The sequence below is a fragment of the Mangrovimonas sp. CR14 genome (assembly GCF_011764015.1).
Lineage (GTDB): Bacteria > Bacteroidota > Bacteroidia > Flavobacteriales > Flavobacteriaceae > Mangrovimonas > Mangrovimonas futianensis.
The window spans coordinates 404,863-418,842 of sequence record NZ_JAAFZY010000002.1; the positions used below are offsets into that span (position 1 = coordinate 404,863).

The 13,980-nt window shown below is 36.5% G+C and carries 13 protein-coding genes, 1 tRNA gene and 1 pseudogene; 8 read left to right on the forward strand and 7 right to left on the reverse strand.

Annotated elements, in window-relative coordinates:
* Both GZ212_RS04985 and GZ212_RS04990 read left to right on the forward strand, forming a co-directional pair.
* Positions 1–1,089, forward strand: a complete 1,089-nt coding sequence (locus tag GZ212_RS04985) for an FUSC family protein (RefSeq protein WP_166957818.1) — start codon at positions 1–3, stop codon at positions 1,087–1,089.
* A gap of 284 nt (positions 1,090–1,373) precedes the next feature.
* Complete coding sequence (locus GZ212_RS04990) at positions 1,374–3,245, forward strand: OmpA family protein (protein WP_166957820.1); 1,872 nt, start codon at positions 1,374–1,376, stop codon at positions 3,243–3,245.
* Positions 3,246–3,441: 196 nt separating this feature from the next.
* Here GZ212_RS04990 and GZ212_RS04995 read toward each other — a convergent pair.
* Positions 3,442–3,523 (reverse strand) — tRNA-Leu (locus GZ212_RS04995).
* Positions 3,524–3,645: 122 nt separating this feature from the next.
* Between GZ212_RS04995 and GZ212_RS05000 the strand changes: the two genes are divergently transcribed.
* The gene (locus tag GZ212_RS05000; protein WP_166957822.1) at positions 3,646–5,034 is read left to right on the forward strand and encodes a dipeptidase; all 1,389 of its coding nucleotides are present in this window, start codon (positions 3,646–3,648) and stop codon (positions 5,032–5,034) included.
* 94 nt (positions 5,035–5,128) lie between these two features.
* Here the strand turns inward: GZ212_RS05000 and GZ212_RS05005 are convergent, their stop codons facing one another.
* A complete protein-coding gene (locus GZ212_RS05005; RefSeq protein ID WP_166957824.1) occupies positions 5,129–5,659 on the reverse strand; it encodes a DUF6252 family protein in 531 nt (176 codons plus the stop codon).
* Between the two features lie 59 nt (positions 5,660–5,718).
* Here GZ212_RS05005 and GZ212_RS05010 point away from each other — a divergent pair.
* The 3 genes and pseudogenes from GZ212_RS05010 to GZ212_RS05020 all read left to right on the forward strand — a co-directional run.
* Positions 5,719–5,907 (forward strand): annotated as a pseudogene (locus tag GZ212_RS05010) (peptidase dimerization domain protein); the annotation flags it as partial.
* Positions 5,908–6,022: 115 nt separating this feature from the next.
* Complete coding sequence (locus GZ212_RS05015) at positions 6,023–6,388, forward strand: BlaI/MecI/CopY family transcriptional regulator (RefSeq protein WP_053971221.1); 366 nt, start codon at positions 6,023–6,025, stop codon at positions 6,386–6,388.
* A 1-nt stretch (position 6,389) separates the two neighbouring features.
* Positions 6,390–8,708 carry a M56 family metallopeptidase gene (locus GZ212_RS05020; RefSeq protein ID WP_166957826.1) on the forward strand — a complete coding sequence of 773 codons (2,319 nt, stop codon included), beginning with the start codon at positions 6,390–6,392 and terminating at the stop codon, positions 8,706–8,708.
* Positions 8,709–8,773: 65 nt separating this feature from the next.
* Here the strand turns inward: GZ212_RS05020 and GZ212_RS05025 are convergent, their stop codons facing one another.
* Positions 8,774–9,013, reverse strand: coding sequence for a hypothetical protein (locus GZ212_RS05025; protein ID WP_166957828.1), 240 nt, complete (start codon positions 9,011–9,013; stop codon positions 8,774–8,776).
* A gap of 284 nt (positions 9,014–9,297) precedes the next feature.
* A complete protein-coding gene (locus tag GZ212_RS05030; RefSeq protein WP_166957830.1) occupies positions 9,298–10,059 on the reverse strand; it encodes a hypothetical protein in 762 nt (253 codons plus the stop codon).
* A 328-nt stretch (positions 10,060–10,387) separates the two neighbouring features.
* Between GZ212_RS05030 and GZ212_RS05035 the strand changes: the two genes are divergently transcribed.
* A complete protein-coding gene (locus tag GZ212_RS05035) occupies positions 10,388–11,488 on the forward strand; it encodes a DUF4407 domain-containing protein (RefSeq protein WP_166957832.1) in 1,101 nt (366 codons plus the stop codon).
* A gap of 38 nt (positions 11,489–11,526) precedes the next feature.
* Positions 11,527–11,964, forward strand: a complete 438-nt coding sequence (locus tag GZ212_RS05040; RefSeq protein WP_166957834.1) for a DUF4440 domain-containing protein — start codon at positions 11,527–11,529, stop codon at positions 11,962–11,964.
* Here the strand turns inward: GZ212_RS05040 and GZ212_RS05045 are convergent, their stop codons facing one another.
* From GZ212_RS05045 to GZ212_RS05055, 3 genes are all read right to left on the reverse strand, one after another.
* Positions 11,965–12,249: an STAS domain-containing protein gene (locus GZ212_RS05045; protein ID WP_082316546.1), complete on the reverse strand. Its 285-nt coding sequence runs from the start codon at positions 12,247–12,249 to the stop codon at positions 11,965–11,967.
* Between the two features lie 175 nt (positions 12,250–12,424).
* The gene (locus GZ212_RS05050) at positions 12,425–13,003 is read right to left on the reverse strand and encodes an alkylphosphonate utilization protein (protein ID WP_166957836.1); all 579 of its coding nucleotides are present in this window, start codon (positions 13,001–13,003) and stop codon (positions 12,425–12,427) included.
* A gap of 99 nt (positions 13,004–13,102) precedes the next feature.
* Complete coding sequence (locus GZ212_RS05055) at positions 13,103–13,930, reverse strand: hypothetical protein (RefSeq protein WP_166957838.1); 828 nt, start codon at positions 13,928–13,930, stop codon at positions 13,103–13,105.
* Positions 13,931–13,980: the final 50 nt, after the last annotated feature.

Below are 13,980 nucleotides of genomic sequence, written 5' to 3' on the forward strand. Positions count from 1 at the left end.
ATGAAAGCATCACAAACGATTTCCACTGAGCTTCGGCTTCTGTTCACCTTTAGGAAAAATTCCAGAAAATGGCATTTGGCTCTTTTGGCTGCTATTTGCGTGGGAACGCCTTTGCTTTTGGGCATCTATTTTAATAATTTGCAACAAGCCCTTTTGGCTAGTTTAAGTGCTTTGGTGATCCTTTACCTTCCAGGTAGCGGCTCTAAAACCCATAGGATTCTTACACTATTGATTTGTTCGTTTGGATTTATGGTATCCTTTTCCTTCGGACTTATTTTTAGTTTTCATCCATTGGTTGCGATTTTCAGCTTTGGCATATTTTCTTTCTTGGCTCACTGGGTAGCTTTATACTACAAGGCCTCCCCACCAAGAAGTTTCTTTTTTATCATGGTAGCCTCCATGGCCATTTGTATGCCTTTTGACCTATCATCCATTCCCATAAAAATAGGAATGGTTAGTCTAGGAACTATATTTTCTTGTATTCTCGGACTCATCTATATTTTCTTGTTTCCGTCAACTCAAACGAATAAATCAGAATCTGAGGCAGCTAATAAGGATTTCAGAAAATATGCCGATTACTGGGAAGCAATTATTACCGGCTGCTTTATGTGTGTGGCTTTGGCTTTAGGTCACCTCATGAAATTAGATAATCCCTATTGGATTCCCATATCCTGTGCCGCCGTTATGCAAGGAGCCTCTTTGTACCATATTTGGCAACGATCCTTCTACAGAATAACGGGAACCTTTATTGGCCTTGGACTGTGTTGGTTTATTCTAGGAATTGTAGAATCTCCTTTTAGCATAGCTATTACCATTATTATCTTGCAATTTATTATAGAAATTCTGGTTGTAAGACACTATGCATGGGCAGTGGTTTTTATCACTCCATTAACCATTTTACTCTCTGAAGCGGCCCATCCCCTATTTCATAAACCCGATGAATTGATTACCCTAAGATTTACTGAAATCTGCATAGGTAGTATTTTGGGAGCCTTTGGCGGCTGGACATTACACAAAGAAAAACTAAGATTTCATAGTATCAAAGGACTCACTTTAATTGGTAATAAGATGAAAAAGACCAGGTCTTAAAAAAGCGATGAAACAAAAAAGCAAAACACTCTTCAATCGGCATCCCTAATCAAGGGTGACACATATCAAAACAGGCTTCTGTCGTCATTCAAATTGTCCCTATTAATTGCCCAACCGAACTCTCCTCTTCCCTTTAAGGTCACCATTGACCAAAATTTAAAGCAATTACTACTTTTTAAAATGCAAAAACATCAGAATCTTATGAAATACTGTAATAATTTGCCTTAAATTTCGCGCAGAAAGTATCAATCTCTTAGAGATTTCTAACTAAAACAACTTAAAGCATGAGGAAAATATTTAGTATTCTAATTTTAACATTAAGTATTACAACAGGTTTCGGTCAAAATGAATTAACAGAAAAAGCCGATAAACTTTATGATGGTTATCAGTATGTGGATGCCATTGAAGCCTATTTGGAACTTGTTAATGACCGAAAGGCCAACGGCTATGTTTATAAACAATTAGGTGATAGTTATTATAATATTTACAATACCAAAGAAGCCTCAAAATGGTACGCCAAAGCTGTAAAAAGTAAACAAGACGCCGAAACCTACTACCGATATGCCCAAATTCTTAAGTCTGAAGGGAATTATGAGGCATCCAAAAAGCAAATGGATAAGTTTTCTGAGTTAAAACCTGATGATCAAAGAGCAAAAGCCTATTTAGCAAATCCAGATTACGTTCCCCAACTGGCAGATAAAGACAAATCATTTACGGTAGAAAAATGCAAAATCAGTGATTCTAAAGAAAGTGATTTTGGTGCCGTTTTATCAAACGACAATATCCTTTATTTTGTAAGTACAAGAAAAGAGACTAGCAAAGAAGACAAGGGAACAAAAACCCCTTATTTAGACATTTTTAGTTCTAAAAGAAATGACAATGGCTCCCAATCTAGACCTCAAGAAGTTAAAGAACTGAATACAGCTTATCACGATGGCCCAATAACCATTAGTTCGGATGGTAAAACAATGTATTTTTCAAGAGATGGTCACAGCGAGAAATCATATAAAAAAATTAAGAAGAATAGTGTCAAATTAGCGCAACAAGGTATCTACAAGGCTACTTTAGTGAATGGTCGATGGGAAAATATCGAGGCACTACCTATCAATAGTACAGAATATACCGTGACTCATCCTAGTATTAGCCACGATGGTAAAACACTATACTTTGCCTCAAATATGCCTGGTGGGATTGGTGATACTGACATTTGGAAAATAAGTGTTAATGGTAACAGTTATGGACAACCAGAAAACATGGGACCTAAAGTTAATTCAGCTGGTAAGGAAGGATTCCCATTTAGCAGCAAGAACAATATTCTTTACTTTTCCTCAAATGGAAAACAAGGTTATGGAGGATTGGACGTTTTCAAGTTGGACCTAAACGCCGATAATGAAGCAGAAAACTTAGGAAATGGTATCAATACAAATCATGATGATTTTTCTTTTAGTATGAATGACACCAAAAAAGTAGGTTATTTCTCTTCCAACCGAGATGGGGCAGATAACCTTTTCATTGCTACTCCTATTTGCAAATTAGACATCACAACCTTAGTTACTGATAGTAAAACCAATAACATTATTCCTGGAGCCGAAGTAATCCTTTCAGATGCTCAAAACAATAAAATAGCTACACAAACATCTGACGTTAAAGGACAAACTGCTTTTCAAGTAGGTTGTGAAGTTGATTATTTCATCACAGTTTCCAAAGAGGGCTATGACAGCAAAAGCATTCCTGTTTCAGCTTCCCAAAAAACCGAGATTAGTATAAGTGCTGCCCTAAGTCCACTTGATGAAATAATTACAGAAACCGAAGTAAAACTGAATAACATTTACTTTGAATTCAACAAAAGCAACATTACCCCACAGGGTGCTTTAGAACTTGATAAACTAGTTTCCATCATGAACACGCATGCCACAATGGAAATCTTGGTAAGATCACATACAGACACACAAGGAAGTCAGGACTATAACCTAAAACTTTCTGAAAGAAGAGCACAAGCCACCATGCAATATCTGATTTCTAAAGGCATTAGCAAAGACAGACTAACTGCAAAAGGCATGGGAAGTTCAGAGCCCAAAATTGATTGTAAATCCAATTGCACCGAGGAAGAAGATGCCAAAAATAGACGTTCAGAATTTTTGATCGTTAAAAAATAGGTTTTCCAATAGAACTCCATATAAAACTTTAGTCCACAAAAAAACCTTCAAGGAACTCTTGGAGGTTTTTTTTGTTCGAACAAAGATATTCTTTCCGGCTACGCTCAGCATAAACTTCTCGTCTCCCATTATTTCCAATAATCTAAAATTCTTTAAATAAAAAAAGCCTCTTGTTTCCAAGAAGCTTTACTTTTCGTGCGGGCGGAGAGACTCGAACTCTCACACCTCGCGGCACTAGATCCTAAGTCTAGCGTGTCTACCAATTCCACCACGCCCGCAATCATTAAACTCCGATAAATATCGGGATGCAAATATACACATTCCTTTTAAATTCCAAGCATTCCAAATAAAAATTTAATCATCCCCTTTTTCGTACCTTTGAAGAAATATAAAAACACCCATGAAAGACATTTCAAATTATATAGAAACCCATCAAAACAGATTTATTTCCGAATTGGTTGATTTGCTTAAAATGCCTTCTATCAGTGCTGATTCAGCCTATAAAAAAGATGTTTTAAACACGGCTGAAGCCGTTAAGAAAAGCTTATTGGATGCTGGTTGTGATCTTGCAGAAATATGTGAAACGCCTGGAAACCCAATTGTCTATGGCGAGAAAATAATTGACAAAAATTTACCGACAGTTTTGGTTTATGGACACTATGATGTGCAACCCGCCGACCCTATTGATTTATGGACGTCGCCCCCATTTGACCCGGTTATCAAAAAAACGGATTTACATCCCGAAGGCGCCATTTTTGCCAGAGGCGCTTGTGATGACAAAGGACAAATGTATATGCATGTAAAAGCTTTGGAATTCATGACCAAAACTGACCAACTACCATGCAATGTGAAATTTATGATTGAAGGTGAAGAAGAAGTTGGATCTGAAAATTTGGCTTGGTTTGTACCCAGAAACTTGGAAAAATTGGCCAATGATGTGATTCTTATTTCTGATACGGGAATGATTGCTAAAGATGTGCCTTCCATCACTACAGGTTTAAGAGGTTTGAGTTATGTGGAAGTGGAAGTTACTGGTCCTAATAGGGATTTACATTCTGGACTGTATGGTGGGGCTGTGGCAAATCCCATCAATGTTTTATCCAAAATGATTGCGTCCCTTCATGACGAAAACAACCACATTACCATCCCAGGATTTTATGATAAGGTCGAAGAATTAAGTACTGAAGAACGTGCCGAAATGGCCAAGGCACCTTTTTCTTTGGAGGCCTACAAAAAATCTATTGATATTGATGCAGTGTATGGTGAAGAAGGTTTCACTACGAATGAGAGAAACTCTATCAGACCCACTTTGGATGTGAATGGTATTTGGGGCGGTTACATCGGTGAAGGTGCCAAAACTGTATTACCAAGTAAGGCGTACGCAAAAATTTCCATGAGATTGGTACCTCATCAAGACTGGCATGAGATTACCGACTTATTCACCAAACATTTCGAGAGCATTGCTCCACAAGGGGTGAGAGTAAAAGTAAAACCCCATCACGGTGGTCAAGGCTATGTGACACCAATAGACAGTATGGGCTATCAGGCAGCGAGCAAAGCATACCATGAGACTTTTGGAAAAACCCCAATTCCGCAACGAAGCGGCGGAAGTATCCCTATTGTTGCTTTGTTTGAAGAACAATTAAAGAGCAAGACCATTTTAATGGGCTTTGGTTTGGACAGTGATGACATACACTCCCCCAATGAACATTTTGGAGTTTGGAACTACTTAAAAGGTATTGAAACCATTCCTTGGTTTTATAAGTATTTTAGGGAGTTGTCTGAATAAAATTTGAATCCGCTTGTTGTAAAGCGGATTTTTTTTTTGAATTGTTAAATGATCCTGTTAACCTACACCAATTATGGTAAGTAGTTAAAGAATGTTATGGTATGTACTGCATATCGAAGCGACCGTTGGTAATATTTATTACATTAGAACATTCGTCTGAGTAGCCTTCAAACTGAAAGTCTCCTGAAATGATAAAGTTCACCTCATCAAAATGAGTGATAGTTAACGTGCCCAAAGAGCCATTAGTGGTATTGTAATCACAGCTCTCAATTTGGTTTTCGAATTTTCCACTATTTGTAGTTGAATTGAATAAATCATATACTCCATTTTCTACAATTACATTATCATTGTTCAAAAAAATAGATATGTTTTCATCTCTATCATCTGCATCGATTTCGCCCGATATAAAAAGAGAGCCTTGTTGAAAAATAGCGACTATATTCGCCGAATTTTCTATTGCAAAAGGCTCACCATTAACTAAACAACCAAACGTATTCTCACCAGTTTGTGTGGCAGGAGGTAATTGGTTTATTGGGTTTTGTGGCGTATTGTCATCATCTTTGTTGCAGTTTGTTAGGGAAATAAACAGGAGGCAGTAGGCTAATAGGGTGAAATGTTTTTTCATAGTAATTTTAAAGACTCTAATATAGGTTGTAAACTTTTAAAATAAAATAGGTAGAACTACGTAATTTTGGTCATATTCCTAAACCATTTTTAATGGTTGTCTCATATCTATGTAGTTCCATTTTAATGGGCTTCGGTCTGGATAGCGATGCCATCCACTCCCCCAATGAACCTTTTGGGGTTTGGAACTGTCTTAAAGGGATTGAGACCATTCCATGGTTCTACCAATATATCACCGAATTATCCTAATAAATCCATAGCCGCTTCTTGAAAGCGGCTTTTTTTTATCAAAATAATTTACTTCTATACTTGTAGAATTAAATATTTATTCTACATTTGTAGAGTTAACTCTAATCTTGTAGAAATGCAGCTATCAAATTCAGAAGAAGAACTTATGAATCATTTATGGAAACTGGAAAAGGCCTTCATGAAAGATTTGTTGGATTCTTATGACGATCCCAAGCCAGCTCCAACCACTTTGGCTACGCTTTTAAAGCGTATTAAGGACAAAGGGTTTATAGATTACAAAGTTTATGGGAAGTCCAGAGAATATTATCCACTTGTAAAAAAGAAAGACTATTTCTCTAAACAAGTCAACGGACTCATTAAAAACTTTTTTAACGACAGCGCCAGTCAGTTTGCCTCCTTTTTCACCAAAGAAACCAATTTGACCAAGGAGGAATTAGAAGATTTAAAAGCGCTTATCGATAACGAGATAAAAAAGAAATAAGATGCTGATCTATTTATTGAAATCATCCGGTTGCTTATTGGTATTGATGCTATTTTACAAGCTGATTTTAGAACGTGAAAGCATCCACCAATTCAAACGTTTTTACCTATTGGGCAGTTTAGTAGCGGCTTTCCTAATTCCGTTAGTTACCTGGACCACTTATGTGGAAATCCCTTTAGAACCAGAAGGTGTTCCATTTGATCCCACACTTCTTCCCATGGAAGACATGCCTACAGACGAACCATTCAATTGGGCTTTTTACTTAGGAGTTATATACGGTGCTGGGGTTTTGTTCTTCGGACTACGTTTTATCAATAATCTTTGGAGTCTGCATTTAAAAATTAAACGGAATCAGAAAATTCCCCGCGAAGCATACATTCAGGTTTTAATACTTGAAAGCATTGTTCCCCATACCTTTTTAAAATATGTTTTTGTTGAAAAAAGCCAATTTGACTCCAAAAACATTCCAGACGAAATACTGCTCCATGAACAGATCCATGTGGAGCAAAAGCATACGTTAGACATCCTACTTATAGAAGTGATGCAAATCCTGCTTTGGTTTCATCCGCTGATTTATTTAATCAAAAAGGACATCAAACTGAATCATGAGTTTTTGGCAGACCAAGCGGTATTGTCACATGGCTTTGAAACCAAAAACTATCAAAACATACTGTTGGACTATTCCATTTCATCATCACACAACCAACTGGTATCATCCATCAATTATTCATTAATCAAAAAACGACTTAAAGTTATGAAAACACACACATCAAAACAGGTCAAATGGCTCAAAAGTTTGGTATTACTGCCATTACTAGCCCTATTGATTTATAGTTTTAGCAGCAGAAAAGAAGTATTCCATTCCAATCTCATTCAAAATCAACTAACAATTGAAAATAAAAAAAGTGATATTGAATTACAAGTTGATGAAACGGGTAAACTGTATTATCAATCTAAAGAAATCACTATTGAAGAACTATCCCAAATCACTAACATTGAAGACCATATACAAATCAAACTTGTGTTCCCTGAAAGCCGCCCAGAGAAAACTATAAAAAAGGTCAATAAACAGATAACGGACTTCATACGCTCTAAGGATGTTAAACATTTCAGTATTTGCTCTTCATTCATGGAGAATGATCAAAAAACTTCAAATACTGTGATAAGGAATTTAGACATTCCTGAACTACAAGTTGAACAAAATCCGACAAGGCTAATCTTAAATGGTAAGTCCACCAATTTTGACAAATTACTGGATGACTTTAAACAAATCACAAACAATCAAAAATCCGATTTATACATCAATACAAAGGGAGAAAATCTACGTTATGATGTTTTAATGCAAATTGCAAATTCGCTACGGAATCAATTTGGAGAAATCACTGTGTCTGATGGAGTCATTAGAGATCCTAATAACTCTTCATTAACAAAGAATCCCAACGGAAGCGTAAGCATTCATTCGCTGCAAGAAGGCGCCTCTAAAGCACAAATAGCCGAGTACAATAAGTTGGCCAAAAAGTATAATTCACAACCCAAAGAAGAGCAAAGGTTTTATAAAAAGGATGTAGAGCGTTTGGGGTACTTATACGGCTTGATGACAAAGGAACAAAAAGCCCATGCAGAGCCCTTTCCTAACATTCCACCGCCACCTCCTACTCCTCCAGTAGAAATGGGAACCATGTCTCCAGAGCTCCAAAAACTCTACAAGCATTACACAAAAGAAGCGGATGCCTATGTGAAAGCGGTAAGTGTTTACAGAAAAACCAAGAAGGGCACACAAGAAGATTTAAAGAATCAGTACAGTGATTTGATGAAACTTTATAAAACTTATTACGAACTGGCTTATAAAGAAAAATTAACCCCCGTACTACCGCCTCCGCCACCTCCTGCTCCAGAAGCACCAGAGGTTATTGAAGTGATTGAAGTGGAAGGATATTCTAAATCCAAAGTCAAGAAAGCCCCTAAAACAGCAGACCTTCAAGAAAAGGAAGTGATAGGTTATCCGAGTCCAGAAAGCCGCAAAAAGAGTGCGGCCATATATGCTAAAGAGAATCCTGAGAAGGTATCAAAACGCAAAACAAATTCAGGCGAGGTTATTGAAATAGTTGAAGTTCCTGTTAACAAGTTAGATACTAACACTCCTAAAACAGCTTACGATTTTGTGAAAAGCCATAAAAATGATGATATCACCTACTATTACAATGACAAGAAAGTAACTTATGACGAGATTTTAAAAATCGTTAAAAAGGAACCAAATATTAACATCAACACGAACATTAACGACCACAAAGGAACCGTCAAGTTCTGGTCAAAAAAATAAATGATAAAAAGCCTCGAACATATCGAGGCTTTTTATTTAAGGGTATTTGTTGTCAAAGCAGCCTCTTATTCAGCAATTTGCTTTAATAGTTTGGCCGTTTCCGGCTCGATATCCCCAATGTATTTTAAATCAGCTGCTTTTTTGTTTGTGAGCAATTGGTAAAAGATACAGGCATTTAAAAAGGCACCGTTCTTATTTGGATGAATATCATCATCATAAAGTTCTAATTCGGGAAATTGAGTGAGAACCTCAAAGTACTTTTCACCGTTGTTTGATTTTAATAAATCATTTTCCTGAGCTACCAACTCGTAGGATTTATCGATGGTTTTTATTTCTTGTTCAAAACTTTCCAGAATTGGGGAACAACATTTTTCTTTTTCAAGTCAAGCCAAGTTAAAGTTAAAAAATTTTGAATTAGGACGTTATGGGTTGTAGGTTAATGCTATTTGAACTTCGTTCCTTATAGTTTTTTCTCATTTAAAAAGCTTAAATATTGAACTAATAATTGAATCAAGTTAGTAAAAGGAGTCCGTGTTTTTTGAGAAATACTACAGAAATAAGAAACGAAACCTTGTGTTACGAAACTTTTTTAATCGTCACACCCTCCTGTAATAATAATGCTCTTGTCAATTTGAGTATAAGCTATTAGCTTTTCTGAACTATGTTCTATATTGTAAACATCTATGTGTTTTTTTTCTATAAAAAGTCCATTAGGTAATTTACTGTTTAACTTCCAATCTTCGTAGGCCGTTGGATGAGTTAACAAAGGCAAATGGAAACTTGTTGTATTGTCTATGATAAATAGACTTGTTACTGCCCCTTTTCGGATTCTTTTTTTCAGATTCAATATACTTTTAAATTCATATGCTTTATGAGATATATCTTTAACTATTGTGTCTTTCAGTAAAAAAAAATCATACCGTTCGACGGCACGTTTATTTTTGTTCTTCTCATACAATATTGACTCACAATTAATATTGATAAATTCTGCAATATTCAATTGTGATTTTGAAACCAATACCTTGGAGTATAGCTTATCATGATGCCTAAAGATCAATTTATAATGCAAACTATCATTTGAAGTGATTTGAGCAAAGTAGCTATTATTCTTCGAATTAGTTAAGTAGAGAACTTTCTTTTTAATAGAATCCTCTTTAAAATATGTCACTTCTGTTTCAATGGCATAATCAAATTTATACGCCTCTTGTGCTAATCCAAAAGTAGTTTTAAGAATAAGTGTCAGTAGAATTAATTTTTTCAATTTTGTTGTAACTATTTGTATTTCGTTTTGTGCATTAAAAATCCATAAGGGTTTCGGGTCATGACTCCAAGTTAATAAAATTGGGCGCATTTCCTTTAAAAATCCGAAGCAATAAAATTCAAAACTTGACTTTTGATTCTTCGAATTTTGCCAATGGTGGTCATTCCGTAAATATCAATCCAATCTTTATGAAGTAACACTCCAGTATCCATCCTAATAGGTTTTTATTCCCAATTTATATTAACACCCTCTCCTAATAGTGAGAAAACTTCGTCATTTGGGAAGTACAGTTCGACATAAATTCCATCAGCATGGTTTAATATTAGTGTGATAAGTGGTTTATTTTTATAACATCATGTAACAATTCCTTATTTTTTGCGTTCTAATACCCTATCAATCAACCACAAAACGAACAGTTATGATAAAACAATTTTTTATTCTCTGCAGTGGCGCAGATACAGACATTCTGGATCAATGCTCTAATGGCGAGCAGAACAAATATGCCGGTATAGGCGGCACGGTCTTTTTTACGGCATTAATGGCCTTTATTGCTTCTGGCTATGCTCTCTACACAGTTTTTGACAATCTCTTGGCAGCCATCTTTTTTGGATTTATTTGGGGACTGCTCATCTTTAATCTCGATAGGTTTATCGTTTCTACCATCAAAAAAAGAAATCAGGTGTTGGATGAAATCATTCAAGCTACCCCACGTATTATTCTGGCAGTTATCATTGCTGTGGTCATCTCAAAACCTTTGGAACTTAAAATCTTTGAAAAGGAAATAGACCAAGTGCTATTGGAACAAAAAAACGAGCTCACCTTGGCCAATCAAAACCAAATAGCCGAACAATACAATCCCGAGATAACAGCTTTAGAAAATGACCTCATCAGTATACAAAAGCAAATAGATGACAAGGAAACCGAGGTAAACACCCTTTACAATACCTACATCACTGAGGCCGAAGGTACCTCTGGCACCATGAAATTGGGAAAAGGCCCCGTGTATCAAGAAAAACGCGACAAACACGATGCTGCCCTTGCCGAACTGCAGCAATTAAAAACAGATAACAAACAAAAAATAGCAGAAACCGAGACACAAATCTCTCAGCTAAAGGCGCAATATGACCAGCAGGTTACCAATACCCAACCCATTATTGATGGTTTTGACGGTTTGATGGCTCGTGTCAATGCCCTGGATTCATTACCATGGCTACCCTCATTCTTTATATTTCTTTTATTTCTGGCCATTGAAACCTCTCCCATTATCGCTAAGTTGCTTTCTCCAAAAGGGGAATATGACTTTAAACTGGAAGATGCCGAAACAGCCGTAAAAACATGGGTAGAACAAAAAGTAAACGAACGCAAGGTGCTACTGGAAACCGACAGAACCCTAAACAACAAGATTTACAACGACATTGCAGACGAGGAGGAATTGTATGCCTACAAAAAGAAAAAGGCCCGAGAGCTTATGCAATTGCAGGCCGATGCCTTTTTTAAACATCAAAAGAAAGCGCTTTAAGCAATTATCATTACATTAGGTTTTATAAACACCACGTTATGAAGCCTATTTTTTTTGCATTAGCACTACTGCTTACCTGCCAACTGGGTTTGGCACAAACCACCACCTATAATTCAGACCAGGAAGCCATATTGGCGGTCATGAAAGAACAGGAAAAGGCTTGGAACCAGCACGATTTGGAAGGGTTTATGGAAGGCTATTGGAAAAGTGACTCCTTAAAATTCTTCGGGAGCCAGGGCATTGCCAGCGGGTGGCAAAAAACATTAGATAATTATAAAAAAGGATATCCCACCTCCAGAGAAAGTGGGACCCTTCATTTTGTCATCAAAAGCATATCACCCATAGAAAACGAAAGTTATTATGTTATGGGTGAGTTTCACCTAAAACGTGGCATAGGAAATGCCGATGGCGTGTTTTTGATCATCTTTAAAAAGATAGACGGCCAATGGCGCATCATAGCAGATCTTTCCTGCTAATTAAGCCACCAGTACATCCTCGGTTTGAAACTCTTCATAGAGTTCCTTACTACCGTAACCTATAATGGAAAATGCTTTTTCTTGCATTAAAGCATGGTTATGCAATCTAGCCAGAGCCATGACACCAAAGCGGTCAATACTTCTAAGGCCTTCAATGTTAACCTTTACTTCGGAATGCTTTTGAAAAATGTCTTGGAATCTCCTCTGAAAACGAGGCAGGTTTTGTCGGGTTAAAAACCCTGAAAGTTCAAAATGATTTTCTTTTTGCTTGATAATGAGGTTCATAATAACATAAATTTTAATTGCTTAATACTTTATGCCATTAATCAGGAAAAGGGACTGCTAAGATAGACTTTTTTTCTTTCGAACCTGAATTAATTCGATTAAAAACCAGCCATTTAGATTAAATTATTTGGATTACCAAATACTCCGACGACCTACTTTTTTATTAGTCTAAAACCTACACCTTTTTGACGTATTCGGTGACAATAACGATTTGTTGCCCGTCTACTTTACCCTCTATATATTGGGCATTTTCATGGTCCAGTCTAATATTTCTTACGGCGGTCCCTTGTTTGGCAACCATAGAAGATCCTTTTACTTTTAAGTCCTTAATCAATACCACAGAGTCACCGGTTTCCAATATTACACCGTTCACATCCCTATGGATTATTTTTTCACTCTCGTCTTTATCTTCACCTGTTGCCTTGGCTAAGGCTAAGGCCTCATCGTCTAAATACATCATATCTAGTAAGTCTTGTGGCCAACCTTCTTTCTTGATGCGATGCAACATGCGCCAAGCCATAATTTGAACAGGTACAAATTCACTCCACATACTATCATTTAAACAACGCCAATGATTGGAATCCATGTCTGAGGTTTCCTCAATCTGCCCCTTACAAGTATTACATACCAACAAACTATTATCTACAGTTTCATTAAGAGAAGGGGGAATCATATAGACTTCCAGCTTTTCTTTTGAACCACATAATTCACACGAATTTTGGCTTCTTTCTTCCAATGTTTGTCGAATACTCATAATCACATTTATTTGATGCAAAAATACCCTGAGATTTCGATTAGTGCAATAAAAAAAGGAGCTAAATTGCCCCCTTTTCGTTTAAATAAGAATTAGGTTTTAGTTAGTAATACCTCCTACGTACTTATAAATATAATCTCCGTGTTCACCCGTAAAATACTTACCGTACTTTTTACCCATGGATTCACGTTCAGACTCTGACCATTTTTCTTTAGCCAAGGCTTCGTTTCTTTCAAACATTTTTTCATAATCGGCCATTGAGCTTATAAAATAAGCCTCTATAAATTCACTTTTATCTGCCCCCCAGGCATGCATGTGCGGATAATAAGCCTTAACAAACTCGTTTTTATTGACAATATTATTGGCATGTAGCATGTGACCTTCCATGAACTCTTTTTCAGTACCATCTAAATAATTGGAAAGCTTATTTTTCCTTACATAGAGTATCATACCATCTGAAGGAGCTCCATCCATTAATTTAGCACCGTCTATAGGAACATAAATTTCGTCAGAATGCTCTAACATATAGTAATTGTTTCTCTTTTTAAAAAACTTCTCGATGGCCGCTTCACTACCCCAAGCGGTTTTTGCCAATTCGGCTTCACGCTCTGCAGATTTTTCAATGGCCTCCCAAGACGGATAGGTTTTTACAAAAAGGATTTCGGTGTTTGAAGGCGTAATGTAGTGGGTGTAGTAGCTCACACCGATAACATACTCGTTGTTCTTGATGACCTTATCGACATATTCCTTTTCTACAGCTTTCCATTCATCCATACTAAAGTCATCTGGATCCATGCCCATGTTCCAATGCATGGTTGTTACTGAAATAAATTTGGGTCTGGTATTTTCTTCTTGGGCTTGAGAAGTATTAGTGGCAAAAAATAGCATAACAGCCATTGCCATTAAAAAACGGTTGATTGTTTTCATAATAATAGAAATTTAGAGTTAGTATATTGGTTTATAATATTAACTACATT